General features: G+C 71.8%; 26 protein-coding genes. 11 read left to right on the plus strand and 15 right to left on the minus strand.

All coding sequences use genetic code 11. The features are described 5' to 3' along the window. Window positions 1-40 precede the first annotated feature (40 nt). Together ACRAKI_RS18670 and ACRAKI_RS18675 are read left to right on the plus strand one after the other, a co-directional pair. Window positions 41-2,101, plus strand: a complete 2,061-nt coding sequence (locus ACRAKI_RS18670; RefSeq protein WP_447001785.1) for a putative bifunctional diguanylate cyclase/phosphodiesterase — start codon at window positions 41-43, stop codon at window positions 2,099-2,101. Window positions 2,102-2,139: 38 nt separating this feature from the next. Beyond that, the gene (locus tag ACRAKI_RS18675; RefSeq protein ID WP_447001786.1) at window positions 2,140-2,808 is read left to right on the plus strand and encodes a VOC family protein; all 669 of its coding nucleotides are present in this window, start codon (window positions 2,140-2,142) and stop codon (window positions 2,806-2,808) included. Window positions 2,809-2,946: 138 nt separating this feature from the next. On the opposite strand, the gene ACRAKI_RS18680 is transcribed toward ACRAKI_RS18675, so the two are convergent. Next, entirely contained in the window at window positions 2,947-3,675 is a 729-nt protein-coding gene (locus tag ACRAKI_RS18680) for a hypothetical protein (protein ID WP_447001787.1), read from the minus strand. Beyond that, window positions 3,672-3,986 carry a PadR family transcriptional regulator gene (locus ACRAKI_RS18685; protein ID WP_447001788.1) on the minus strand — a complete coding sequence of 105 codons (315 nt, stop codon included), beginning with the start codon at window positions 3,984-3,986 and terminating at the stop codon, window positions 3,672-3,674. Before ACRAKI_RS18685 ends, ACRAKI_RS18680 begins: the two co-directional genes overlap by 4 nt. A gap of 114 nt (window positions 3,987-4,100) precedes the next feature. Between ACRAKI_RS18685 and ACRAKI_RS18690 the strand changes: the two genes are divergently transcribed. Then, window positions 4,101-4,826 (plus strand): thymidine kinase, encoded by a 726-nt coding sequence (locus tag ACRAKI_RS18690; RefSeq protein ID WP_447001789.1) that lies wholly within the window; start codon window positions 4,101-4,103, stop codon window positions 4,824-4,826. A gap of 72 nt (window positions 4,827-4,898) precedes the next feature. On the opposite strand, the gene ACRAKI_RS18695 is transcribed toward ACRAKI_RS18690, so the two are convergent. Then, complete coding sequence (locus ACRAKI_RS18695; protein ID WP_447001790.1) at window positions 4,899-5,798, minus strand: NAD(P)/FAD-dependent oxidoreductase; 900 nt, start codon at window positions 5,796-5,798, stop codon at window positions 4,899-4,901. Between the two features lie 110 nt (window positions 5,799-5,908). Here ACRAKI_RS18695 and ACRAKI_RS18700 point away from each other — a divergent pair, with 110 nt between their 5' ends. From ACRAKI_RS18700 to ACRAKI_RS18710, 3 genes are all read left to right on the plus strand, one after another. Next, complete coding sequence (locus ACRAKI_RS18700) at window positions 5,909-6,469, plus strand: helix-turn-helix domain-containing protein (protein ID WP_447008450.1); 561 nt, start codon at window positions 5,909-5,911, stop codon at window positions 6,467-6,469. A gap of 105 nt (window positions 6,470-6,574) precedes the next feature. Then, window positions 6,575-7,051, plus strand: coding sequence for an NUDIX domain-containing protein (locus ACRAKI_RS18705; protein WP_447001791.1), 477 nt, complete (start codon window positions 6,575-6,577; stop codon window positions 7,049-7,051). Between the two features lie 463 nt (window positions 7,052-7,514). Continuing rightward, window positions 7,515-7,859, plus strand: a complete 345-nt coding sequence (locus ACRAKI_RS18710) for an RNA polymerase-binding protein RbpA (RefSeq protein ID WP_077007752.1) — start codon at window positions 7,515-7,517, stop codon at window positions 7,857-7,859. Between the two features lie 71 nt (window positions 7,860-7,930). Here the strand turns inward: ACRAKI_RS18710 and ACRAKI_RS18715 are convergent, their stop codons facing one another. Together ACRAKI_RS18715 and lnt are read right to left on the minus strand one after the other, a co-directional pair. Next, window positions 7,931-8,722: a polyprenol monophosphomannose synthase gene (locus ACRAKI_RS18715; protein WP_447001792.1), complete on the minus strand. Its 792-nt coding sequence runs from the start codon at window positions 8,720-8,722 to the stop codon at window positions 7,931-7,933. Beyond that, window positions 8,697-10,319, minus strand: coding sequence for an apolipoprotein N-acyltransferase (gene lnt, locus ACRAKI_RS18720; protein ID WP_447001793.1), 1,623 nt, complete (start codon window positions 10,317-10,319; stop codon window positions 8,697-8,699). Before lnt ends, ACRAKI_RS18715 begins: the two co-directional genes overlap by 26 nt. 203 nt (window positions 10,320-10,522) lie before the next feature. On the opposite strand from lnt, the gene ACRAKI_RS18725 reads away from it, so the two are divergent. Beyond that, complete coding sequence (locus ACRAKI_RS18725; RefSeq protein ID WP_447001794.1) at window positions 10,523-10,708, plus strand: PspC domain-containing protein; 186 nt, start codon at window positions 10,523-10,525, stop codon at window positions 10,706-10,708. On the opposite strand, the gene ACRAKI_RS18730 is transcribed toward ACRAKI_RS18725, so the two are convergent. Both ACRAKI_RS18730 and ACRAKI_RS18735 read right to left on the minus strand, forming a co-directional pair. Then, window positions 10,702-11,448, minus strand: a complete 747-nt coding sequence (locus tag ACRAKI_RS18730; protein ID WP_447001795.1) for a TetR/AcrR family transcriptional regulator — start codon at window positions 11,446-11,448, stop codon at window positions 10,702-10,704. The two genes, ACRAKI_RS18725 and ACRAKI_RS18730, sit on opposite strands and share 7 nt — an antisense overlap. Window positions 11,449-11,465: 17 nt before the next feature. After that, entirely contained in the window at window positions 11,466-11,819 is a 354-nt protein-coding gene (locus tag ACRAKI_RS18735) for a GntR family transcriptional regulator (RefSeq protein WP_033439947.1), read from the minus strand. 112 nt (window positions 11,820-11,931) lie between these two features. On the opposite strand from ACRAKI_RS18735, the gene ACRAKI_RS18740 reads away from it, so the two are divergent. Next, window positions 11,932-12,369, plus strand: a complete 438-nt coding sequence (locus ACRAKI_RS18740) for a hypothetical protein (RefSeq protein WP_447001796.1) — start codon at window positions 11,932-11,934, stop codon at window positions 12,367-12,369. 1 nt (window position 12,370) lies between these two features. Here ACRAKI_RS18740 and kal read toward each other — a convergent pair whose 3' ends face one another. From kal to ACRAKI_RS18780, 8 genes are all read right to left on the minus strand, one after another. Beyond that, complete coding sequence (gene kal, locus ACRAKI_RS18745; protein WP_447001797.1) at window positions 12,371-12,760, minus strand: 3-aminobutyryl-CoA ammonia lyase; 390 nt, start codon at window positions 12,758-12,760, stop codon at window positions 12,371-12,373. Then, window positions 12,757-13,698: a lysine 5,6-aminomutase subunit beta gene (gene kamE / locus ACRAKI_RS18750; RefSeq protein WP_447001798.1), complete on the minus strand. Its 942-nt coding sequence runs from the start codon at window positions 13,696-13,698 to the stop codon at window positions 12,757-12,759. Before kamE ends, kal begins: the two co-directional genes overlap by 4 nt. Further along, complete coding sequence (gene kamD, locus ACRAKI_RS18755) at window positions 13,695-15,260, minus strand: lysine 5,6-aminomutase subunit alpha (RefSeq protein WP_447001799.1); 1,566 nt, start codon at window positions 15,258-15,260, stop codon at window positions 13,695-13,697. Before kamD ends, kamE begins: the two co-directional genes overlap by 4 nt. Window positions 15,261-15,264: 4 nt before the next feature. Continuing rightward, window positions 15,265-16,872, minus strand: coding sequence for an amidohydrolase (locus ACRAKI_RS18760; protein ID WP_447001800.1), 1,608 nt, complete (start codon window positions 16,870-16,872; stop codon window positions 15,265-15,267). Next, entirely contained in the window at window positions 16,869-17,885 is a 1,017-nt protein-coding gene (kdd, locus tag ACRAKI_RS18765) for an L-erythro-3,5-diaminohexanoate dehydrogenase (protein WP_447001801.1), read from the minus strand. The genes ACRAKI_RS18760 and kdd overlap by 4 nt, the downstream gene beginning before the upstream one ends. A gap of 108 nt (window positions 17,886-17,993) precedes the next feature. Further along, window positions 17,994-19,541 (minus strand): alpha-amylase family protein, encoded by a 1,548-nt coding sequence (locus tag ACRAKI_RS18770; RefSeq protein ID WP_447001802.1) that lies wholly within the window; start codon window positions 19,539-19,541, stop codon window positions 17,994-17,996. After that, complete coding sequence (locus ACRAKI_RS18775) at window positions 19,538-20,497, minus strand: TIGR03885 family FMN-dependent LLM class oxidoreductase (RefSeq protein WP_447001803.1); 960 nt, start codon at window positions 20,495-20,497, stop codon at window positions 19,538-19,540. Before ACRAKI_RS18775 ends, ACRAKI_RS18770 begins: the two co-directional genes overlap by 4 nt. A gap of 144 nt (window positions 20,498-20,641) precedes the next feature. Further along, window positions 20,642-21,262 carry an FxsA family protein gene (locus tag ACRAKI_RS18780; protein WP_447001804.1) on the minus strand — a complete coding sequence of 207 codons (621 nt, stop codon included), beginning with the start codon at window positions 21,260-21,262 and terminating at the stop codon, window positions 20,642-20,644. Between the two features lie 108 nt (window positions 21,263-21,370). Between ACRAKI_RS18780 and ACRAKI_RS18785 the strand changes: the two genes are divergently transcribed. The 3 genes from ACRAKI_RS18785 (at window position 21,371) to ACRAKI_RS18795 (ending at window position 25,222) form a co-directional block, all read left to right on the plus strand. Further along, the gene (locus ACRAKI_RS18785; RefSeq protein ID WP_447001805.1) at window positions 21,371-22,759 is read left to right on the plus strand and encodes a KamA family radical SAM protein; all 1,389 of its coding nucleotides are present in this window, start codon (window positions 21,371-21,373) and stop codon (window positions 22,757-22,759) included. A 289-nt stretch (window positions 22,760-23,048) separates the two neighbouring features. Next, entirely contained in the window at window positions 23,049-24,266 is a 1,218-nt protein-coding gene (locus ACRAKI_RS18790; protein WP_447001806.1) for a cytochrome P450, read from the plus strand. Window positions 24,267-24,361: 95 nt separating this feature from the next. Beyond that, complete coding sequence (locus tag ACRAKI_RS18795) at window positions 24,362-25,222, plus strand: carbohydrate kinase family protein (RefSeq protein WP_447001807.1); 861 nt, start codon at window positions 24,362-24,364, stop codon at window positions 25,220-25,222. Window positions 25,223-25,315 lie beyond the last annotated feature (93 nt).

Here is a 25,315-nt window from a genome sequence, read left to right on the forward strand (position 1 = left end):
GGTCTCGACCATCATGGCGCGCGGGTGGCGAGGAGGGCGCGTGGACGGCAACGGCGCGTTGCACCGTGAGGTGCTCGACCGGGCCGACGTCGGTTTCGGTGTGACGGACGCGGACGGGGTGCTGGCGTGGGTGAACCCCGCGCTGGCGGAGATCCTGGGCGTCCCGGCGGGCCACGTGGTGGGCCGCTCGCTGCCCGCGCTGCTGCCCGGCGCCCCCGACCGGCCGCGGTCGGGCCTGGCGCTGCTCGCGCCCAGCGGCTACCGCGAGGGCCACCGCTGGCTCGACGTCGCCTGCCAGCAGTTGGAGGCCGACGGCCGGCTGCTGTACCGGGTCGCGGACGTCACCGCGTGGCGCGACCGCGAGCTGGAGGCGACGCACGAGGCGGACGCGTTGCGCCGCGCGCAGGTCCTGGGCCGCATGGGCACCTGGGAGTGGCACGTCACCGAGGACCGGGTCGTGTGGTCGGACACCCTGCTGGAGATGTTCGGGTTCCCGCCCGGCACGAACCTCGACTTCGACGGCTACGCCGAGCTGGTGCACGCCGACGACCTGCCGATGATCCAGGCGACGCTGGAGGAGGCGATGCGGTCGGGCGCGGGGTTCACCTACACCCACCGCATGATGCTGGCCGACCGGTGCACGGAGCGGTGGTTCGAGTGCTTCGGCGAGATCGTCGCCGACCAGGACGGCACGCCGCTGCGGGTGCTGGGCACCGCGCACGACATCACCCGGGCCCGCCGCGTGCACGACGAGCTGCTGGCCCTCGCGGAGCAGGACCCGCTGACGGGCCTGGCGAACCGGCGCGCGGTGACCCGCGAGCTGGAGCGGCAGCTCGCGGGCGGCGGGCCGGGCGCGTTGCTGCTGCTGGACCTGGACAACTTCAAGGACGTCAACGACCTGCGCGGCCACGCCGTCGGCGACCGCCTGATGAAGGCCCTCGCGACGGCGCTGCGGTCCCGGCTCGCGTCGACGCAGCTGATCGGCCGGCTCGGCGGCGACGAGTTCGCGGTCGTGCTCCCCGGCACCGCCCCCGCCGACGCCGCCCACATCGCCGAAGGCCTTCGGGACGCCGTAGCGTCGTTGCCGCTCGTCGGCCCCGCCCGCGGCATCACCGTGTCGACGGGTGTCGCCGAGTACGGGCCGGGCGACACGTGGGAACTCGTGCTCGCCAACGCCGACCTCGCCCTCTACGCGTCGAAGGCCGCGGGCCGCAACCGGGTCACCGTGTACGAGCCGGGCCACTACGCCGACACCGCCAAACGGGTCTCCGTCCTGGACCGGCTCCGCGCCGCCCTGGACGGCGGCGGCCTTGCGCTGCACGCGATGCCGATGCTGCACCTGGCCACCGGACGGACCCTGGGCCACGAGCTGCTGCTGCGGCTGGAGGACGGCCAGGACCCGTACCTCGGCCCCGCGGAGTTCCTGCCCGAGGCGGAACGCTCCGACCTGGTCCTCGACATCGACCGCTGGGTGCTGTCCACCGCGATCGACGCCCTGGTGCGCCACCCGGACCCGGGCCTGCGGTTCAACGTCAACATCTCCGGCCGCACCCTGGAGGACGAGGACTTCGGCGGTTTCGTCCTCGACCGGCTCGCCACCGCCGGGGTCGCGCCGGGCAGGCTGGGCCTGGAGATCACCGAGACGGCGGCGGTGACGAACCTCGACGCGGCCCGCGCCCTGGCGCTGCAGCTGCGCGCGTTCGGCTGCCGCATCATCCTGGACGACTTCGGCTCCGGGTTCGGGTCGTTCGTCCACCTCAAGCACCTGCCCATCACCGGCATCAAGATCGACGGCGAGTTCGTCCGCGGCATCGACGAGCGGTCCACCGACGCGGTCCTCGTCGCGGGCATCGTGGAGATCGCCCGCGGGCTGGGCCTGGACGCGGTCGCCGAGTGGGTCGAACGCCCCGCCCAGGTCGACGCGCTGCTGCGGCTGGGCGTCCGGGTCGGCCAGGGCTTCCACCTGGGCAAGCCGATCCCCCTCACGCAGGTCCTGTCGGCGCAGGCCCGCACCGAACAGGGTCATTCGGAGCAGTCACAGCGTCCGGACGGAGCATTGTCGTCCCGCATGGCGGGTGCGGAGGATGGGGCGCGTTCCTGATCTCCGCCGCCCCGCCCCCCGATGGGAAACCCTCCGCCGTGCCCGGTACCCCCGACAGCCCCGCGCGCGGTGTCCGCCGCGTCGAGCTGAGCACCACCGCTCCCGAACCGATCGCCCAGTTCTACGCCCACCTCCTCGGCTGGGTCCTGATCGCCGAGCCGGACGGCTCGTTCACCGGCTGGGTGGGCGACCGCCTCGCGCTGCGCGTCCGCGCCGGCGACCCCGCCTGGCTCGTCGTCTTCGCCGGCGCCGACCCGCGTGACCTCGCACCCGACGCCGCCGTCGACCAGGGGCGGGTGCTGCACGGCCCGTGGGCGCCCGAACCCCGCCCCGGCGAGCCGTGCTGGGTCGAGCTGATGGGCGACCCCGGTGCCGACGACTACTGGGCCGGGGAGCTCGGCTGGCAGGTCCGCGACCCCGGCGCCGAGTTCACCCTCTACGACGCACCGGTCGGCGACGACCGCCGGCCCGTCGCGGGGCGCCTCACCGCGCCGGGCGGCTGGACGTGCTACTTCTCCGTGCCCGACGCGGCCAAGGCCGCGGCCGACGCGACGGAGTTCGGCGGCAGGGTCCTGATCGGCCCGAAGGAGGTCCCCACCGGTGTGGTGGCGGCCGTCGCCGATCCGGCCGGGAGCGTGTTCGCGGTCCTGGAGAACCCGGCCGGCTGGGGCGGCACCTGGTGCGCGCCCCGCCGCACACCCGACTAGCCCCGTCCCCCGGTGTCCGCCGGTGTCCGTCGTCTTCGGCGGACACCGGCAGTCGCATTCCCGGCAGTCGCATGCCCGACGGCAGAATCCTGCAGCGGGCCGCGTTCCCAACGGCCGGACGTCCGGCCGCCGGACTGCTCAGCCGGCGGGCGTCGCCGGGGCCGCGACGCGGGCCGTCCACGGGCGGAACGCCGCCACCACGGCCACGGCGACCAGCCACGCCAGCAGCATCGTCATCGTCGACAGGCCTGGCGTGAACACCACCGACACCACGCCGACGGCGACCGCGACCGGCGCCATCGCCCACCACACCCGCGGCACCGGCGGCGCCTCCCGGTGGAACCCGAGCAGCACGGCCACCGCGGTCACCCACACCGGCAGCTGCCACAGCAGGTGCGGCCACGACACGGACCCGACCTCCGCCAGCATCCACACGACCGGCCAGAGACCCGCCACGCCCAGCAGGCCGCCGGCGACCCGTCCGGCCGCGCGCTGCCCCGCCACGAGCGCCGCGAACGCCGCCACGGCGAGCACGTCGTACCACCACACCGGCCGGTCCAGGTCCCCGTCGAACCTGGCCGCCACCGTCCACGACTGCGCCGAGACCACCAGCAGGCCCAGCAGTCCGGTCAACGCCAGCAGCCGCACCACCGCGCCCGCCGGACGCCGCACCCCGAACCGCACCCGCACGGCCAGGCCGAGCGTCGCCGCCGTCTCGCCCCACCCCGGCCACCCGTACTCCAGCTCCAGGTCGTCACCGCGGTCGGCGAAGAAGATCCCGACCATCTCCTCCTCGCGCTCCGCCCGGTACCAGGCGGGCAGGACCCGCAGCAGCGTCCGGTAGCGGCGTTCCAGTCTCGAACTCACAGCGCACCCCTCGCCCTCAGCACCGACGACGCGGCGCGCACGTTCGCCGACAGCCGTGCCACCTCCGCGGACAACACCCGCACACCGGAATCGGTCAGCCGGTAGTAGCGGCGCAACCTGCCCTGGTGCACCTCCTCGCGGTCCCGTTCGGCGAGGCCTTCCGCGACGAGCCGGTCCAGCACCCCGTAGAGCGTGCCCACCCGCAGCCGCATCCGCCCTTCCGACAGCCCGTCGACCGCGCGCACGATCGCGTACCCGTGCAACGGCTCCTCCGCCAACGCGGTGAGCACCAGGAACACCTGCTCCGACATACCTCTCACATCGCACGTTATATCGCGAAGCGGTATATCTCGTCCAGTGTGAACGGCCGGTCGCGGCAGAGGCAGCGGCACCCCCGCCCGTACCGCCCATTAGGGTGGCGCGCCGTGGAACCGATCAACACCGCACCGGACCCGACCGACGCGCTGTCCTCCGTGCCCGCCGGCGACGGCCGCGGCGCCGCGCCCACGGGCCGGCTGCGGTTCTTCTTCGGCCCCATGGACTGCGGCAAGTCGACCCTCGCGCTGCAGATCGACCACAACCAGGCCCGCCAGGGCCGCCGCGGCCTGCTCCTCGTGCGCCACGACCGCTCCGGCACGCCCACCATCTCCAGCCGCATGGGCCTGGCCCGCAACGCGCTGGAGGTGCACGAGGCCATGGACCTGCGCACCCTGGTCCGGGACCACTGGTCGCGCGGCGCCCGGGTCGACTACCTGATCGTCGACGAGGCCCAGTTCCTGTCGCCCGAGCAGGTCGACCAGCTCGCCGAGCTCGCCGACGACACCCACCTGGAGGTGTACTGCTTCGGCCTGGCCACCGACTTCCGCAGCACCCTGTTCCCGGGGTCGCAGCGCCTGTTCGAACTGGCCGACGAGCTCGACGCCATCCAGGTCGAGGTGCTGTGCTGGTGCGGCCGGCCGGGCCGGTTCAACGCCCGCGTCCACGACGGCGACGTGGTCCGCGCCGGAGACACCGTCCTGGTGGCCGACACCGCGCCGGTCGCCGCCCCGGACGGCGTGGAGATCCGCTACCAGGTCCTGTGCCGCAACCACTACCGCACCGGCGACCTCGGCCCGCACGCCGTCAAGGGCAACCAGCTCAGCCTCACCTGACCTCGCTCCCCCCGCGGCGCAGCGGTCCAGGCGGCACAGGTCGGGGTGGCGCCGGTTCGGGTGGGTGTCGGTTCAGGTGGTGGCGAACACCAGGTCCGCGTTGACGGCCACCCCGACCTTCGCGCCCGCCGCCGCGGCGGACACCACCTGCGCCATCGGGTCCACGACGTTCCCGGCCGCGTAGACACCGGGCACGCTCGTCGCGCCCCACCCGTCGATTCTCACCCAGCCCGCGTCGTCCCGCTCGCACCCCAACCCGGCCAGGACCTCGTCGCGCGGCAGGAAATCCGGCGCCACGAACACCGCCCGGCGCGGCACCAGTCCCCCGGCGGCCGTCTCGACCCCGTCGGGCTTCACCGCGTGCACCGGGCCGTCGACGATCCGGATGCCCCGCGCGGTCAACGCGGCCCGGTCGGCGTCGGCCAACGGCCGCACGGCGAAGAACACCAGGTCCGCCGACCACTGCCGGACCAGCAACGCCTGGTGCGCCGACCGCTCGTGCGTGCCCAGCACCCCCAGCGGCTCGTCGGCCACCTCGTACCCGTGGCAGTAGGGGCAGTGCAGCACGGACGTGCCCCACCCCTCCCGCAGTCCGGGCACGTCCGGCAGCTCGTCCCGCAGCCCGGTCGCCACGACGAGCCGTGCGGCGGTCAGCACCGTCCCGTCCTCCAGCACCACCCGGAACCCCTGGTCCCGCTCCACCCGGGCGACCCGTCCGGTGACGAACCGACCCCCGTACCGGGCCACCTCGTCCCGCCCGACGGCCAGCAGCTCACCCGGCGGCATCCCCTCCCGCGACAGGAACCCGTGCACGCCCTCCGCCGGGGCGTTGCGCGGCTCCCCCGAGTCGACCACCGCGACCCGGCGCCGCGCCCTGCCCAGCATCAGCGCGGCGTTCAACCCCGCCGCGCCGCCGCCGATCACCACGACCTCGTACCCGTCCGGCCTGTCGTCGTCCTCACGTCGCTCCATGTGGACGAGCATCACCCCGCTGTCCCACAATGGACAAACATTGTTGCCGAAACCGGGACACGATCATGGACAGCGCGACCGACCCGCCCGAGCTCCCGACCGACGACCCGATGGACGACGTGCTGGGCAAGGTGGGGGAACGGCTCCGCCACGTCCGCACCAGCCGCGGCGCCACGCTGGCCGACCTCGCCGAGGCCACCGGCATCTCCAAGAGCACCCTCTCGCGCCTGGAGTCGGGCCGGCGGCGGCCCAGCCTGGAACTGCTGCTGCCCATCGCCCGCGCGCACCGCGTCCCGCTGGACGAGCTCGTGGGCGCGCCACCGGTCGGCGACCCGCGCATCCGCCCGGTGCCGGTGCGCCGCGACGGCATGACGATCCTGCCGCTCACCCAGCAGCCCGGCGGCCTCCAGGCCTACAAGATGATCATCCCGCCGCGCGGCGAGCCCGATCCGCGCACGCACACCGGCTACGAGTGGCTGTACGTGCTGTCGGGGCGGTTGCGGCTGATCCTGGCCGACCACGACGTGGTGCTGGTGACCGGCGAGGCCGCCGAGTTCGACACCCGCCTGCCGCACTGGTTCGGCCCGGCGGACGACGAGCCGGTCGAGTTGCTGAGCCTGTTCGGCAAGCAGGGCGAGCAGATCCACATGCGCACCCGCCGCAAGACCTGATCCGCGAGACCCGACCCGCGTGATCGGGTGGTGCGGCACCCGCCACACTGTGCACATGACAGGCAGGGGGCACATGACAGGCAGGGGCATGACGGGCAGGCCGGCATGACGGGCAGGCGCAGCGCCGGGATCCTGCTCCACCGCGTGGTCGACGGCGAGGTGCAGGTCCTCCTGGGCCACATGGGCGGCCCGTTCTGGGCGCGCAGGGACGACGGGGCGTGGTCGATCCCGAAGGGCGAGCCGGACGGCGACGAGGACCCGGAGGTCACGGCGCGCCGCGAGTTCACCGAGGAGCTGGGGCTGCCGGTGCCCGACGGTGAGCTGGTGCCGCTCGGCGAGGTACGCCAGTCGGGAGGGAAAGTCGTCCGAGCGTGGGCGCTGGCCGCCGATCTCGATCCCGATCGGGTGATTCCGGGCACGTTCACGGTGGAGTGGCCGCGAGGTTCGGGCCAGTTCCGGGAGTACCCCGAGGTCGACCGGGTGGCGTGGTTTTCCCTGGTCGAGGCGCGTGTGAAGGTGGTCGCGGGTCAGCGTGCCCTGCTCGACCGGTTGGCGGAAAGCGTTGTTTTCAAGCAACACTGAAGTCATCGAGAGCACAAAGCGCCGAAGCGGACGTTTGGGTGTGGTGCGGATGGGTGATTCATCCTCATGTCCGCCACTGTCCACACCCGCGCCGCCACCCAGCGTGGTGACGTGGTCGAATCTTCTCGGAATGACTTTGCGTGACCGCAACCAGGACGGGCGTCGCTACTGTCGAGTTAAACCCGCCGTAACGTCGCCCTACGTGGTCGGTCTAAGCTGTCGCAGCCGCACGACATCTCCCGGGACTGCTCCATCAGTGTGATGAAGTACCCGGCAGCTTGATAACGCGTCACGAACCGGTCGCGATTGCCTCCCTTAGGAGGAAGCCTTCGTTGACGGGTGAAGGACGTCACTGTGGGCGACGATGACCGTGAAGCCGGGAACGAACGGAGCAGTCCGATCGTTGCACTCGGTGAGCAACAAGCCTGGGCCCCGGCCCTGAGCCGAGCGAAAGGACACCGCCATGGCCGACCGCGTTCTACGGGGTAGCCGGCTCGGAGCAGTCAGCTACGAGACCGACCGCAATCACGACCTCGCCCCGCGCCGGTCGGTGCGGTACGCCTGCCCCAAGGGCCACGACTTCGAGGTGCCGTTCTCCGACGACGCGGAGATCCCGCACACCTGGGAGTGCCGTCTCCACGGCCAGGTGTCGAAGATCATCGACGGTGCCGTGCCGGAGGAGAAGAAGGTCAAGCCGCCGCGCACGCACTGGGACATGCTCCTGGAGCGGCGCACGATCCCGGAGCTCGAAGAGCTGCTGGACGAGCGGCTGGAAGAGCTGAAGGGTCGGCGCACCCGCACCGCCTGAGCCGCGTGACGTGGAGGGGCCCGCCGGATTCGTCCGGCGGGCCCCTCCACGTTCGTGCGTCCCGGGACCGCTCAGCGGTTGCTGGGGGTCTTGGGCTTCGGCGCGAACAGGTCGCGCAGCTGGGTCGCGCGCCGCCGCACACCCCACTTCGTGACCCGCCACAGCGCCTCGCGGACGATGTTGCCGCTCATCTTCGACTCGCCGACCTCACGCTCGGTGAACGTGATCGGCACCTCCACGACGCGGTGGCCCAGTTCGATGGTGCGCCAGGCGAGGTCGATCTGGAAGCAGTAGCCCTGCGAGGCCACGGTGTCGAGCTTGAGGCGTTCGAGGACCTCGGCGCGGAACGCGCGGAACCCGCCGGTGATGTCCTTGACCTTCGCGCCCAGCGCGATCTGGGAGTACACGTTGCCGCCGCGGGAGATCAGCTCCCGGTACTTGGGCCAGTTGACCGTGCTGCCGCCGGGCACGTAGCGGGAGCCGAGGACGAGGTCCGCGTCGCGCAGCGCGTCGAGCAGCCGCGGCAGGTCCTCGGGGGCGTGGGAGCCGTCCGCGTCCATCTCGACGACCACGGCGTAGCCGCGGTCCAGTGCCCACCGGAAGCCCGCGACGTAAGCGGCGCCGAGGCCCGCCTTCTGCGTGCGGTGCATCACGTGCACGCGGTCGTCGGCGGCGGCCATCTCGTCGGCGAGGTCTCCCGTGCCGTCGGGGCTGCCGTCGTCGACCACGAGCGCGTGCACGTCCGGCAGTGCCGTGTGCAGTCGCCGCACGATCTTCCCGATGTTGTCCCGCTCGTTGTAGGTCGGGATCACCACCAGCACCGGCCCGAGCTCGCGGTCAGGCTGCGCCTGCTGGTCCGCCATCCGTTTCCTCCTCGCCGACGCCCTCAGCGGGGGTCGGACGCGATCGTCGTTTCATCGTCACGCTGAACGCCACGGCCAGAAGGCCCAGGGCGGTCATCACCCACTCGGGCCATGCGCCGAGCCGGGTGGCCAGCGTAGCCTCCCCGCGCAGCGGCACGGTCGCCACCAGCGCGTCGGGGGTGAACATGCCGGTACGCGCGGTGACGGACCCGTCGGGTTGGACGATGGCGCTCACCCCGCTGGTGGCGGCGACGACCACCGTCTTGCCGTACTCGACGGCACGCACGCGGGACATCGCGAGCTGCTGGTAGGTCATCTCGGTGTAGCCGAACGTGGCGTTGTTGGTCGGGATGGCGATCATGTTCGCGCCGGCGGCGACCGAGTCTCGGACCACACCGTCGAACGCGACCTCGTAGCAGGTGTCGATGGCCACTTTCGCCGGGCCCATGGTGAAGCCCTCCGGGTCGGTGCCCGGCTGGAACGTGCCGGCGCGGTCGACGGTCTCGCTGAAGATCCGGAAGAACGACCGGTAGGGCATGGTCTCGCCGAACGGCTGGAGCTGCCGCTTGGTGTAGGTGTCGGTGGCGCCGCGGCCGGGTTCGTACAGGACGACGGTGTTGCGGGGCAGCCGGTCGTCTGGGTCGATGACGACGGCCCCGACGGCGATGGGCGCCCCGATGGTCTCGGTGGCCAGTCGGATGCGGGCGGCGGCGTCGCCGTTGCGGAACGGGTCGATGTCGGAGGAGTTCTCCGGCCAGATCACCAGGTCGGGCTGCCGGGCGCGGCCGGCGCGGACGTCGTCGGCCAGCTGCAGGGTGCGCTTGACGTGGTTGTCGAGCACGGCGCGGCGCTGGGCGTTGAAGTCCAGGCCGGCGCGGGGCACGTTGCCCTGGACGGCGGCGACGGTCGCGGTGCCCTGGTCGGGGTCGGTGTGCACGAGCGCGGACCCGCCGACCCCGGCCGCCAGGGGCAGCACCGCGGCGGCCACCGCGATCCCCCGGCCCGTCCAGGTGGGCGGCCGGCGGAGCAGGTGGGCCGCGCCGAGGCCGGTCAGCGCGACGGCGAACCCGACCAGCGGGGCGCCGCCGACCGAGGCGAGCGGCAGGTACCAGCCCTCGGGCTGCCCGAACGCGATCTTCCCCCACGGGAACCCGCCGAACGGGACGACCGCGCGCAGCGCCTCGTCGGCTACCCACACCAGGGCCATCCACAGCGGCGCGCCGGGCAGGCGCGACACGACCGCCATGGCGGCGGTCCCCACGGCGATCAGCAGCGCGCACAGCAGGGCCAGGGGCAGCCAGGCGACCAGGCCGACGAACTCGCCGGTCCACCGCAGCAGCGGCGCCATGAACCCCAGCCCCCACACCAGCCCGAGCCCGAACCCGGCCCGCGCGCGCCGCCCGTGCAGCAGGACGCCCAGGACCGCGAACCCGACCGGCGCCAACCACCACGTGGTGCGGGGCGGGAAGCTGAGGAACACCATCCCGCCGCCCGCGGCGGCCACCGCGACCCGCATCAGCGTGCCGCGCAGGTCCCGGCGGCGGGCGGGGGGCGTGTCGGCGACGGACTGACCCGGCGTCACGGGGGTTGCGACCACCAGATCAGCCTACGAGCCCCCGGTCACGAACCCGCAGCCCGTCCCACACCGCTCCCCCACCCGACGGGGGTTCCTGGTCGGCGCGACGAGGGTGGACGTGCGAGTCGGGTCGAGGTTGCCCTGAGGTTGAGGTGGGGCGGACGGGGGTATCAATCAGGGTTCCCACGGATGTGGGGCGCGTCTACTGCGGGAATGGTGGAGTCATGACCACGTTGACCAGGCCTCAGGACCACAAGGTGATCGCGGGCGTGTGCGCGGGGCTGGCCGCGCGGTACGGGTGGAAGCCCAACACCGTGCGGTTGGTGTTCCTGTTGTCGTGCCTGCTGCCCGGACCGCAGTTCCTGCTCTACCTGGTGTTGTGGGTGATGATGCCCAAGCGCCCCTACTGACGGGACCGGACCAGCGCCTCGATGCCGTCGAGCACGCGTTCCAGACCGAACGCGAACGTGTGCTCGCCGTCGTAGGCCGCGCCGCGCGCCTCACCGGCCGCCGCTCCGACACGGGCGGCGGTGGGGAACCGGTCGGGGTCGAGGACCGTCGCCAGCAACGGCGCGGCGGCCTGCCACCACTGCTCGTCGCTCAGCCCGGTGCGCTGTTCGACGCGGGCGGCGTCGACGGCGATGCGGGCGGCGGCACGCACGTGCGCCAGGACGAGCGTGAGCACCGAGTCCATCTCCACGTCCGTCAGGCCGATGCCGTCCACCGCGCCGAGCTCGTAGTCGTACTTCGCGACCACGTTGGGGCCCAGGACCGCGCGGTGCCCGGCCACGTCGAGCAGCCATGGGTGCCGCAGGTGCAGCGCCCAGTTCTCCCGCGCCACCTGCGTCAACCGGCCGCGCCAGCCGCCGGGGACGTCGACGGGCCGCGCGGTCTCCCCCTGCACCGCGTCGACCATCACGTCCACCAGCTCGGCCTTGCCCGGCACGTGCGTGTAGAGCGACATGGTGCCGACGCCGAGCCGCTCGGCGACGCGCCGCATGGACAGCGCCCCGAGACCTTCCTCGTCGGCCAGCGAGACCGCGGCGGCGACGATGCGGTCCACGCCGAGGTCCTTGCGGGCGCCCCGTTCGGCGGTCCGCCACAGCACGGCCAAGGTCCGGGCGGGGTCGCCGCCGTGTTCGGTCGCCACCCGGGCAACCCTACGGGTCAGCCGGCCAGCGCCGCGCGCACGATCTCCAGCGCCTCGTCCGCGGTGAGCCCCTGCTCGCGCGCGGTGGCGGCGTAGGAGCGGGCGGCGCGCAGGACCCGTTCGCGGCTGCGTTCACCGGCGGCGCTGACGACCGTCCCGGCCCGGCCCCGGGTCTCGATGAGACCCGCTTCCTCCAGTTCCCGGTAGGCGCGGGCGACGGTGTTCACCGCGAGCCCCAGTTCCGCGGCCAACGCCCGCACGGTGGGCAGGCGGGTGCCCACGGCCAGTTCCCGCTCGGTGATCCGGCGGGCGAACTGGGACCGCACCTGCTCGTAAGGTGGCACGGCCGAAGCCGGATCGAGGCTGATCACGTGCCGATACTGGCAGAACCGCGACCGGACGCGATCCGCGGCACCCGGGCCGGCACCGCCCGGGGTGACGCTGGGTCGCGGCCCTACGACGGTACGTGGCAGGGTGGTGCCCGTGTTCCGCAGACCGCTGCTGCTCACCGTGGCCCTCGCGCTCCTCACCGGCGTGACCGCGCTCGTGGTGGTCTTCCCGCAGGCAAGGCACGTCACCGGGGTCGCGTCCCCGTACTGCACCGCCCTGCGGGTGCTGTTCGACGCCGACGAGCAGATGCGGCGCGTCGCCGAGGAGCTGCGCGACGACCCGCGGGTGCGGGAGGTCCGCGACGAGCGCACCAAGGCCGACAACCACCGGCGGCTCACCGCGGAGCTGCGCGAGGCCGGGCGCGACGACCTCGCCGACGACGCCTCGGTGGACCACATCCCGGCGTCCCTGCGGGTCGTCGAGGCGTTCGGGGTCGACGCCTCGGCGCTGGCCGACGAACTGAGGCTCCGCCACCGGGTCAACCACGTCGACGTCTGCGAGAACCCCGAGGTCCTCCAGGAGGGCGACTAGACTAGCCGGCCTTGGGCGCGACGACGGTGCCGCGGGCGCGGGTGACGACGAGCGGCGGGTCGAGGACGTCGGCGGCGGACGGGCCGCGGTCGGGGGCGGAGCGGCACACGACGCGGGCCTCGAAGTCGATCTCGCGGGACCGGGTGCCGACGCGGACGAGGGTGGCGGTGGCCTCCACGACGTCCCCGGCGAGGACGGGGGCGAGGAACTCGACGGAGGAGTAGGCGGCGAACAGGCCTTCGTCGCCGTCGGTGCGGATGAGCAGTTCGGTGGCCACGTCCCCGAACAGACCCAGCCCGTACGCGCCGTCGACCAGGGCGCCGCCGTAGTGGGCGTGCGAGTGCGGCACGTACCGGCGGTGGGTGACGGCGAATCCCTCGGTCGGGCTCACGTGTTCTCCTTCGGCTGCGCGCTCTTCTTCGGCGCGGTCTTCTTCGGCGCGCTCGTCGGCTGCGCGGTCTTGGCCGGCGCGGTCTTGGCCGGCGCGGTCTTCACGCGCGCGGCTCTCGGCTGCGCGGTCTTCGGCGGCGTGGCTTTCACCGGCGGCGTGGCCCTGGCCGGTGCGGCCTTGGCGCGCGTGGTCGTCGCGTGCGGCGGGGTCTTGCGGGACTGGATGGCGTGCACGAGGTACCCGGCCACCTCGCCGGGAGTGGTGCCGCGGCCGAACACGCGGTCCACCCCCAGCTCCCCCGCCATCAGCGGGTCGAACCGGGGCCCGCCGGCGATGAGCAGCGGACGCCGCTCCCCCATCGCCTCGTTGAACGCGGCGGCCATCTCCCGGATGTTGAGGATGTGCGCGTCCCGCTGGGTCACCACCTGCGACACGAGCACCGCGTCGGCCTTCTCCGCCCGCGCCCGCCGCACCAGTTCGGGCACCGACACCTGCGCGCCGAGGTTCACCACCTTCAGCTCCCGGTAGTACTCCAGGCCCTTCTCCCCCGCGAACCCCTTGATGTTGAGGATCGCGTCGATGCCCACGGTGTGGGCGTCACTGCCGATGCACGCCCCGACCACGACCAGCTTGCGGCGCAACAGCTTCTTCACCGTGGTGTTCACCTCGGCAGGCGACAGCAGCGGGTACTCGCGCTCCACCACCCGCACCTCGTCCAGGTCCACGACGTGCTGCACCGAGCCGTAGACGACGAAGAACGTGAAGTCGTCGCCGATGGGGTTGGAGTGCACGACCATCGCGGGGTCGACGCCCATCCGGTTCGCGAGCTGCCGCGCCGCCCCGTCGGCCTTCGGGCCGGCCGGCACGGGCAGGGTGAACGACATCTGCACCATGCCGTCGCCGGTGGTGTCGCCGTAGGGTCGGACGTGCCGCTTCACCGGGCCTCCAGCAGCTCGGACGCCGGGTTGAGGTAGTCGTCGGCCTTCTCCACGACGCCATCGGCGCCGCGTCCCCCGTCTGCGGGGCGTTTCATCAGGCCGAACGTGCCGTCGCCGATCGCGTCGAGCAACCCGTCGTCCACGATCCGGGCCAACAGGTCCACCGCCTCCCCCAGCACCTGGTGGGCGCGTTTCACGATCAGCCCGTCCGGCGCGGGACGGAAGTCCTCGGCGAGACCACCCGCCGCGTCCAGGACGTACCGGACGTTGGCCAGCGCGAGGTCCCGGTCGGACAGGAACGGGGTGACCACCGCCTCGGTCATCATCCCCACCAGCAGGATGCTCTGCCCGGTCAGCACACCCGCGAGGTTGAAGAACCCGTCCAGCAGGTAGCCCTTGAACACGTCGCCGGTCATGTGCTTGGTCGGCGGCATCCACTTCAGCGGCGCGTCCGGGAACAGCTCCCGGGCCAGCAGCGCGTGGGCCAGTTCCAGGCGGAACGACTCCGGTACCTTCGGATCGATCTCGAACGCGTGACCGAGGCCCAACAGGTGGTCGGGCAGGCCGGCTTCATGCGCGAAGCGCTCGTTGAGCAGCTGCGACACGGTGACGGTGTGCGCGGCGTCGACCGCGTCGGCCGTGGTGAGGTAGTTGTCCTCGCCGGTGTTGATGACGATCCCGGCGCGGGCGTGGACCTGCCGCGAGAACCGCTGGTCCACGAACGTGCGGATCGGGTTGATGTCGCGGAACAGGATCCCGTACATCGAGTCGTTGAGCATCATGTCCAGGCGCTGCAACCCCGCCAGCACCGCGATCTCCGGCATGCACAGCCCCGACGCGTAGTTCGTGAGCCGCACGTACCGGCCCACCTCCGCGGACACGTCGTCCAGCGCGGCCCGCATGATCCTGAAGTTCTCCTGCGTGGCGTACGTGCCCGCGAACCCGTGGTGGGTCGCGCCCTCCGGCACGTAGTCCAGCAGCGACTGCCCGGTGGACCGGATCACGGCGATCACGTCGGCGCCCGCGCGCGCCGCGTTCTTCGCCTGCACCACGTCCTCGTCGATGTCACCCGTGGCCACGATCAGGTAGATCCAGGGCCGCCGGGGCGGATCGCCCAGGCGGGCGACGAGCCGGTCCCGCTGGACGCGGTTGCGGTCCACGATCCGCAGCCCCTTGGTCACCGCCGTCGCCGCCGCCTTCGCGGCACGCTCCCGGTCACGCCCCGTGGGCAGCCGGTACCGGACCTGGCCGGCGGCGGTCGCCTCGGCCAGATCGGTCAGACCAGCCAGGCCGTGCTCCCGCAACGCGTGGAACACCGGCAGCACCACGCCGTGCTCCAGGCCGCAGTGCTCCCGCACCGTGTCGACCACCCGGTTCACCCACGGCACGTCACCCGCCCGGTGGGTCGAGTCGGCGCCGGTGATCCCGGCGAGGCGGAGCGTGGCGCGCTCGACCGCCACCGTGGTGTGGGCCTTCGCCAGGGCCACCACCGGTTCGGCGGCCCGCGCGGCGAGTTCCCGCGCCGTGGCGACCACCTTCGGGTCGAGGTCGAGCAACGCCATCAGCTCACTCCGATTTCTGCAGGGCTCGGCCCGCGTCGTAGATCGTGCGGCCACGCAGCACGGTGCGCAGGCATGTCGGCGCCGGACCGTCCAGCGCGGGCAGGGCCGGCACCCGGGAACGGGGATCGGTGGACCAGCGCTGCACCCGGCTGTCCGACGCCGCGACCTCCAACTCCCCCGCGTCCCACACCGCGTAGGTCGCGGGCGCGCCGGGCTGGAGGGTGCCGGTGACACCGTCGTCCACCCCCGCCGCACGCCACCCGCCACGCGTGTGGGCGGTGAACGCGGCCCGCGCCGACAACCCGGACCCGTCCGTCCGGTGCCGCACCGCCGCCTTGACCGCCGCCCACGGGTCCACCGCCGTCACCGGCGCGTCCGACCCCAGCGCGAGGACCACACCGGCCGCGGCCAGCCGCGAGAACGGGTTCAACGCCGTCCCCCGCTCCACCCCCAACCGCTGCGCGTACATGCCGTCCGGACCACCCCACTCGCGGTCGAACAACGGCTGAACCGACGCCACCACACCCCACGAACCGAGCTTCGCCGCCTGCTCCGCGGTGACCATCTCCAAGTGCTCCAGACGGTGCCGGCGCGCGGCGAGGGCGGGCACGCCGACCACCGCCGCGGCCTTCTCGAACCCCTCCACCACGGCCTCGACGGCAGCGTCGCCGATCACGTGGAACCCGCCCTGCAACCCCGCCTCCGTGCACGCCACCAGGTGCCGGGCGATCGCGTCGGCGTCCAGGTACAAGGCGCCCGACGTGTCGGCGTCCGCGTACGGGGAGCACAACGCCGCCGTGCGCGAGCCCAGGGCCCCGTCCACGAACAGGTCACCCGCCAAACCCCGCACAGGCAGGTCGACCGGTTCCAGACCACCCCAGTAGCCGACGACGTCAAGCAGGTCGGTGGCCAGCAGATCGGCCAAGTCCTCCACACCGGAGACATCAGGCCCCGCGCACTCGTGCACCGACGCGACACCGCGCGACGCGGCGTGCGCCAGGAACGCCTGCTGCGCCGCCCGCCGCCGCTCCGCCGGGATCGCGTCCTTCGCCGCCCCCCGCACGTGGTGGTGCGCCGCCCGGGACAGCGGACCGTCCGGCGACCAGCCGTCAGCGCCACGCGCCGCCGGAGCCAACTCCACCAACGCCGACGACACCAACGCCGAGTGCACGTCGATCCGCGACAAGTACACCCGAGCACCACCAGCCGCGACGTCCAGCTCCGCACGGGTCGGCGGACGGTTCTCCGGCCACCGCGTCTCGTCCCAGCCGTGACCCCACACCAACGGCCCCTCCGCCGCGCGCACCGCGTCCAGCAGGTCGGCCAGGGAACCACAACCGGTCAAGTCCAGCCCGGTCAACAGCAGACCGGCGGACGTGGCGTGCACGTGCGCGTCCACGAACGCGGGCGCGACGAAAGCACCCTCCAGGTCCACCACCTCGGCACCCGGGTGCAGCGCCCGACCCACCGAATCCCGACCCAGCCACACCACGGTGCCGTCGGTGATCGCCATCGCCGTCGCGTCCGGCGCCGTCGGGGAGTGGATGCGTCCCCCCACGAGCAGACGCGTCGAAGGGCCGGTCGACGCCGGGACGCCGTTCACAGTAGTCACGCCTGCTGAGTCTGCCGGTGCTCGAACAACGCCCGCACGGCAGGCTCCGCCCGCAGCAGGTCCAACGCGAACGCCGCGTGACCGGGCACGTAACCGTTCCCGACCAGCATCTCCACGTCCGCCGCCAAACCCTCCGCACCCAACGCGGCGGCCGAGAACGACGTCGCCATCGAGAAGAACACCACCGTGCCGCCATCGGCCGTGGCGAGGATCGCACCGTGCTCACAACCCGGCACGTCCACGCACACCACCGTCACGTCCACCTGCCCGCCGACCGCATCCGCCACCGCGACCGGATCACGCGCATCGGCCACCACCACCACATCGGCCAGACCGGCCCCGCGCACCGCCGCCGCCTCACGCTCCGTCGGCACCAGCGCCACCAACCGCGACGCCCCCGCCCGGCGCGCCGCGGCCAACGACAACGACCCCGACTTGCCCCCACCGCCCAGCACCAGCACCGACGGCGCCCCGTGCCGCCGCACCACCCGATCGGTCAACGCCGGCGCACCGCACACGTCCAACACCGACAACGCCAACCCCGCCGGCACGTCGTCCGGCAACACCGCCGCGATCGACCGGCCGAACAACACCGCCGTACCCGAACACGGGACCTGCTCGTCGCCACCGTCCCACCGGGCCAGACCATCGGTGATCCGCAACGGCGTCAACGTCAACGACACCAGGGTCGCGACCCGGTCACCCACCCGCAGCCCCAACGGCGACGACGGGCCCACCGCGCGCACCGCGCCCAACAACATCCCGCCCGACCCGGTGACCGGGTTCTGCATCTTCCCGCGCGACGCCACGATGTCCAGCACCGCCCGCCGCACCCCCGCGACCCCGTGCTCCTCACGCAACTGCCGGTACGACGCGGCGTCCAGGTTCAACCGCTCCACGTCCACCACGACCTCGTCCGCACCGCACTCCGGCGACGCGTCCAACCGCCACGCCTGCTGCGGCAACACCCCGGCGGGCTCGACGACGCGATGCAGACCGTACGGCGAAGTCATGGAAATCCTTCGGTCGACAAGGTCAGGACGCGGATATCTTCACGTGAACGACCGCGATTTCGCAAGTATCTGGCCGCGACCCGCTCCGTGACTACCGCCTGCGACCGCCTACGACGGCCGCACCTGACGGAACCACCGACAGTCGAACGGACCCAACTCCACCCGAGCCCGACCGCCCTTCACCTCCACCGTCCCGTCCACCAACAGGTCCACCAACTCACCCTCCAACTCCGACAACTCCACCGACACCTCCCGCTCGGCGAAGTTGTGCACCGCCACCACCGTGCCCCCGTCGATGTCCGACCGGTGCGCGAACACCCCCGGATCCGCCGTCTCCATCACCTTGAACGTCCCCCACGCCAACTCCGGGCACTCCCGGTACCGCTCGACCAACAACCGCGTCCACGCCAACAACGACTCCCCGTCCCGCCGCTGCTCCGCCACCGCGTCCCACCACATCGGCGTCCGCACCGCATCGCGACCCTCCACCTCCAAGTCCTCCGTCATCCCCACCTCCTCCCCGTAGAACAGGACCGGAGTACCGGGCAACGAGAACAACAGGCTGTACACCATCCGGATCCGCCGCGGGTCGTGCCCCAACATCCCCGGCAACCGCCGCCGCAGACCCCGCCCGTACAACTGCATGTCCTCGTCCGGGCCGAACGCGTCGAACACCTCCTGCCGCTCCGGCACCGTCAACTTGTCCAACGTCAACTCGTCGTGATTGCGCACGAACGTCGCCCACTGACAATCACGCGGCGGCACCGGACGCTCGCTCAACGCATGCGTCAACGGCCCCGCATCCTGCCGCGCCAACGACAAGTACATCTGCTGCATCCCGATGAAATCGAAACACAGGTGCAACTCGTCACCCACACCATCGCCGTCCCCGAAGAACTTCATCGTCTCCGCGTACGGCAGGTTCACCTCACCCAACAACACGCCCTCGCCATTGCGCCGCGACAAGAACGCCCGCAGATCACCCAGGTAGTCGTGCGGATCCGGCAACGCCTCGACCGGCGCCTCCAACAAGAACGGCACCGCGTCCACCCGGAACCCCGACAACCCGAGCTCCATCCAGAACCCCATCACCCGCGCGATCTCGTCCCGCACCGCCGGGTTCGCCACGTTCAGATCAGGTTGGTGCTTGTAGAACCGGTGCAGGTAGTACTGCTTCGCCTTCCGGTCGTAGGTCCACAGCGACGTCTCCTTGTCCGGGAACACCACGCCCTTGTCCGCGTCCGGCGGCGGCTTGTCCTGCCACACGTACCAGTCGTGGAACGGGCTCTTCGGATCCCGCGCGCTCTGGAACCACGGGTGCTGATCCGACGTGTGGTTCACCACCAGGTCCGAGATCACCCGGATACCCCGATCCCGGGCCGTGCGCATGAACTCCGCGAAATCACCGAGCGTCCCCAACCGGGGATCCACGCTGTAGAAATCCGTGATGTCATAGCCGTCATCCCGCTCCGGCGTCGGGAAGAACGGCATCAACCACACACACGTCACACCCAACCGCTGCAGGTGGTCGATCCGCTGCGTCAAACCCCGGAAATCACCACAGCCGTCACCGTCCGAATCGTGGAACGTCTCCACGTCCAGGCAGTACACCACCGCGTTCTTCCACCACAGGTCCGCCGTCCTGGTCAGCTTCACGCCCTCACCCCCGGCAGCACCCGGTCACCGAACACGTCCAGGAAACGCCCCTGCTCCCGACCCACGTGATGCAGGAACAACCCGTCGAACCCCAACTCCACGTAATCGCGCAACACCGCGACGTGCCGATCGAGATCCGACGACACGTTCACCACCGCCGCCACCTGCTCCGGCGTCACCCGCTCCGACACCACGTCGAAGTGCTCCGCCGTCTCCAAATCCCAGCACACCGGCGGACCGAACACGTTGCTCCGCCACTGGTCGTGCGCGACAGCCGACGCCTCCTCCTCCGACTCCGCCCAGCTCAAGTGCACCTGCAGGTACAGCGGACCACCACCACCCGCATCCCGGTACGCGCCCACCATCCGCTTCAGGTGCTCCAACGGCGCGTTCACCGTGATCAACCCGTCAGCCCACTCCGCGCACCACCGCGCGGTCTGCTCGCTCACCGCCGCACCCACCAGCGGTGGCGCCTCATCCGGCCTCGTCCACAACCGCGCCCGGTCCACCTTCACCAGACCGTCGTGCGAGACCTCCTCCCCCGCCAACAGGGCCCTGATCACGTCCACGCACTCGCGCAACCGCGCCGCCCGCACGTCCTTCCGCGGCCACGCCTCGCCCGTGATGTGCTCGTTGCTCGCCTCACCGGTCCCCAACGCCGCCCAGAACCGACCCGGGAACATCGCCCCCAACGTCCCGATCGCCTGCGCGATCACCGCCGGGTGGTACCGCTGCCCCGGCGCGTTCACCACCCCGAACGGCAACGACGTCGCCTGGAGCGCGGCACCCAGCCACGACCACGCGAACGCGCTCTGCCCCTGCCTGCTGCTCCACGGCGAGAAGTGGTCCGAGCACATCGCCGCGTCGAAGCCCACCTCCTCCGCCCGGCGGACCGCGTCCAGCAGTGCCGTCGGGTGTACCTGCTCGTGCGAGGCGTGCACACCTATGACCGTCATGCCGTGTCACGTACCCAACGCCCGTCTCCGCGACACCCGAACCGATCAACAGTCCTCCCCCACCGGACCGCCCCGCCCGCCGCACAGCCGCCCGCCGAGGGACCTCACCCGGCCCCCGCCGCACAGCCGGCCCCGCTGCGGACCTCAGCTCACCTCGGGCCGGTTCACCGGCCCCGAACCCGGACGCAGGTCCACCACACGCCCCTCGACCACCACGCCGTCCACCACCGGACCGTCAGCGACCACACCGCCCACCGCGCCGTCGACCACCGCGCCGTCCACCACCGGACCGTCAGCGACCACACCGCCCACCGCGCCGTCGACCACCGCGCCGTCCACCACCGCGCCGTCCACCACGGTCCCGCCCGCCATCGGCGACCGCCCATAACGCAGGTTGAGCACCATCTCCCGCTCCCGCGCCTCCGCACGACGCGCCATCCGCCGGCTGATCAACCGCCGCGTCGGCGGGAACAGCAGGAACAACCCCACCACGTCACTGACGAACCCCGGCACGAAGATCAAGAACCCCGCAGCCGCGATCAACACGCCGTCCGCGATCTCCTGGTGCGGCGCACGACGCGTCCGCAACGCCTCCGAGAACGCCCCGATCGTGCGAGCGCCCTCACGGCGCAACAACACCATCCCCACCACCCCACCCAGGACCAACAGGCCCAGGGTCGGCAGGGCGCCCCAGGTGTCGAAGGCCGCCACCACGGCCGTGACCTCGACCGCCAGGCCGATCAGCAGTACCGCCAACACGCGCATACCCACCCCAACGCACGAACCGCCCAAAACGCTCCCTGCCGTAATATTTACGTCGAACGGGCCATCTGGCAGCATATCTTCACGCAACTCGACGGCTAGGGAGCACGGATGACAGCGCTGCATGAGGTCACGCCCACGTCACACCGGGCCGACCTACAGCCCTACACCTACGTGCGCCAAGAGCTGGTCGAACCCGACTGGCGACGCTTCCCCGGCTGGCGCGACGTCACCGACGCCCAGTGGCGCGACGCCCAGTGGCAGCGCGCCAACTGCGTCAAGAACCTCAAGCAGCTCCGCGCCCTCATGGGCAACCTGCTCACCGACCGCTTCTACGAGGACCTGGTCGCCGACCAGGAACACGCGGCCACCATGTCGATGCTCACGCCGCCCCAGATGCTCAACACCATGGCGGCCCACGCCCCGCTGGACCCCGAGTCGTTCACCACGGCGTTCCTCGCCGACCCCATCCGCCGCTACATGATCCCCGTCCGCTCCGACCGCGACCCGGACTGGCCCAGCCACCCCCACTCCACCCGCGACTCGCTGCACGAAGCCGAGATGTGGGTCGTCGAAGGCCTCACCCACCGCTACCCCACCAAGGTCCTCGCCGAACTCGTCTCCACCTGCCCCCAGTACTGCGGCCACTGCACCCGCATGGACCTCGTCGGCAACTCCACCCCCCAGGTCCAGAAGCACAAGCTCGCCCTCAAACCGGTCGACCGCCAGGAGCAGATGATCGACTACCTCAAGCGCACGCCCGGCGTGCGCGACGTGGTCGTCTCCGGCGGCGACGTCGCCAACGTCCCCTGGCCACAGCTCGAGTCGTTCCTCATGCGGGTCCTCGACATCGAGTCCGTCCGCGACGTCCGACTCGCCACCAAGGCCCTCGCCGGACTCCCCCAGCACTGGCTCCAGCCCAAGGTCGTGGAAGGCCTCGAACGCGTCGCCCGCACCGCCTCCCGGCGCGGCGTCAACCTGGCCATCCACACCCACGTCAACCACGTGCAGTCCGTGACGCCACTCGTCGCCGAAGCCGCCCGCACCGCCCTCGAAGTCGGCGTCCGCGACGTCCGCAACCAGGGCGTGCTGATGAAGGGCGTCAACGCCACCCCAGGCGACCTGCTCGACCTGTGCTTCGCCCTCCAAGGCGAGGCGAACATCCTGCCGTACTACTTCTACATGTGCGACATGATCCCCAACGCCGAGCACTGGCGCGTCGCCGTCTGGGAAGCCCAGGAACTCCAGCACGCCATCATGGGCTACCTCCCCGGCTACGCCACGCCCCGCATCGTCTGCGACGTCCCGTACGTCGGCAAGCGCTGGGTGCACCAGCTCCACGAGTACGACCGCGAACTCGGCATCTCGTACTGGACCAAGAACTACCGCACCGGCATCGAGCTGGACGACCCCGACGCGCTCGACCGCCGGTACCCGTACTACGACCCGATCTCCACGCTCGGCGAGACCGGCCGCCAGTGGTGGGCATCGCAACCCTGACCGCGACCGCCGCCGGAAGCCCCGGGCTCAGAGCCCGGGGCTTCCTTGCTGTTGTGGGTTGTTCGCGGGTTTGCCGGACCACCGGGGTGGAATAACTTCAGTCAACACTGAAGTTATTAAGGCGGTCATGCTGTGATGATCGCTCGATTACGCCATTCCGCTGGAGCTCGTGGTGCCGGCTCGGCGCATTACGCCATTCCGCTGGAGCTCGTGGTGCCGGCTCGGCGCATTACGCCATTCCGCTGGAGCTCGTGGTGCCGGCTCGGCGCGCCGGGACAGACTGGCGGTCATGAGCGATTCAGCCGTTGTCGTCCAGTCCTACGACCTGTTCACCCCCGAGGCCATGGCCGACCCGATGGGGCTGCTGCACCGCATCCGCGCCGAGAGCCCGGTCAGCCTGGTCCCCCGGCTCGACGCGTACCTGCTCACCCGGCACGCCGACATCGTCGCCGCGCTCAAGGACCGCCGCCTCTCCCCCGCCAACATGACGCAGACCCTGTCCACGTTCAGCCAGGCCGAGCAGGACGAGCTGCTCCCCCTGCGCCAGTCGATGGAGCTGTGGATGGGCCACACCGTCGAGGCCGACCACGTGCGGTTCCAGCAGCTGCTCAAGCGCTACTTCACCCCCGCCACCGTCAACGGCTTACGCCCGCGGGTGCGTGAGCTGACCCGCGAACTGCTCGACGCGGTGGCCGATCAAGGGCGGATGGACGTCGTCGCCGACCTGGCGTACCCCTTGCCCGCCAACGTGATCGCCGAGATGCTGGGCATGCCCACCGACGAACGCGAGCAGCTCCAGGCGTGGTCGCGGGACATCCTGGCGATCTTCCAGCTCTCCGACGTCGACCAGCTGCGCCGGTCGCAGCGCAGCGTGCTGGAGATGCAGGAGCACGTGCGCGGCCTGGTCCGGCAACGCCGGGCCGAGGCGCGGGACGACCTCATCAGCATGTTCGTCGCCGCCGAGCGGGAAGGCCAGGTCACCGAGGACGAGATCGTGGCCAACTGCGTGCTGCTGCTGTTCGCGGGCCACGAGACGACCGCCGGGCTCATCGCCAACGGGCTCGCGCTGCTGTTCCAGAACCCCGACCAGCTGGCGCGCCTGAAGGCCGACCCGGAGCTCACGCCCGGCGCGGTGGAGGAGATGCTGCGCTGCGACGGACCGGCGGGAGTGATCGTCCGGGAGAGCACCGAGCCGGTCGAGGTCGGCGGCCTGGGACTGCCCGCGGGCAAGCGGCTCTACCTGGCGATGGCCGCCGGCAACCGGGACCCCGAGGTGTTCACCGACCCCGACCGCTTCGACATCACGCGCAAGCCCAACCGGCACACCGCCTTCGGCCTCGGCGCGTTCTACTGCCTGGGCGCCGCCCTGGCCCGCACCGAAGCCGACGAGTGCTTCCGCATCCTGCTCGACCGCTTCCCCGACATCCGTCCGGTCTCCGACGTCCTGGACCGCACGCCCGTGCCGCCGCTCGGGCACCGGCTCCACTCGCTCCACGTCGAGTTTTAGTCAACACTGAAGCTATAGGGACAAGCATGACATGAGTTGCGGCGCGGCCCGCCCGCCGCTCGCCCGTTCGTTGATCACGCCGCACAATGGCGGGCATGCGGAAGCCGAGGGTGTTCGTCGCGGGGCCGGTGTCGTGGAACCGACTGGTCTTCGTGGACCGGTTGCCCGAGGCACGGCCGCACACCGCGTTCGCCTCGGGTCACCGGATGGCGGTCGGTGGCACGTCGGCCGGCAAGGCGTTGAACCTCGCCTCGCTCGGCGCGGACGTCACGCTGCGGACCGTCGTGGGTGACGACGACGCCGGCCGCGCGGTGCTCGACGTGCTGGAGCGGGCCGGGGTGCACGTGATCGTCGAGGTCGCGGACGGCGCCACCGAGCAGCACCTCAACCTGATGGACCCGCACGGCGGACGGGTGTCGATCTACCTGGAACTGCCGGAACTGCGCGCCGCCCGGCACGACGAGCGGACTGCGGCGGCGCTGGCGCGGGCCGACGCGGCGGTGGTCGACCTCGCCGACCACGCCCGTCCCCTGCTCGCCGCCGCCCGCACGGCCGGGGTGCCGGTGTGGTGCGACCTGCACGACTACGACGGCGTCGCCGACTTCCACCGCGACTTCCTGGACGCCGCCGACCACGTGTTCCTCAACGACGACGCCTTCCGGAACGGGCACGGTGTGGGCGAGGACGCGTTGCCGGTGTTCCTGAAGTCGCTCGACAAGCCGGCCGTGGCCACGCTGGGAGCCGACGGAGCGCTGGGCGTGGCCGACGGCGTCGTCCACCGCGTCCCGGCCGTGCCGGTCGGGGAGATCGTGGACACCAACGGCGCCGGTGACGCGTTCTTCTCGGGTTTCCTGGTCGCCCACCTCGCGGGCGCCGACATGCCGGCTGCGATGGCCGCCGGGGCGCACCAGGCCGCCCGCTGCCTGGCCTCGCCGGGCCTGGCGCCCGTAGTCTGACGGGGTTCCAGTCGGACGACGCCGTGATCGGTGATCACAGGCTCCGGCCGGCGTCAAGGGCTTGCAGAAACCGCTTGCAAGGACTTTCCTGTC

The sequence above is a fragment of the Saccharothrix isguenensis genome (assembly GCF_052936305.1).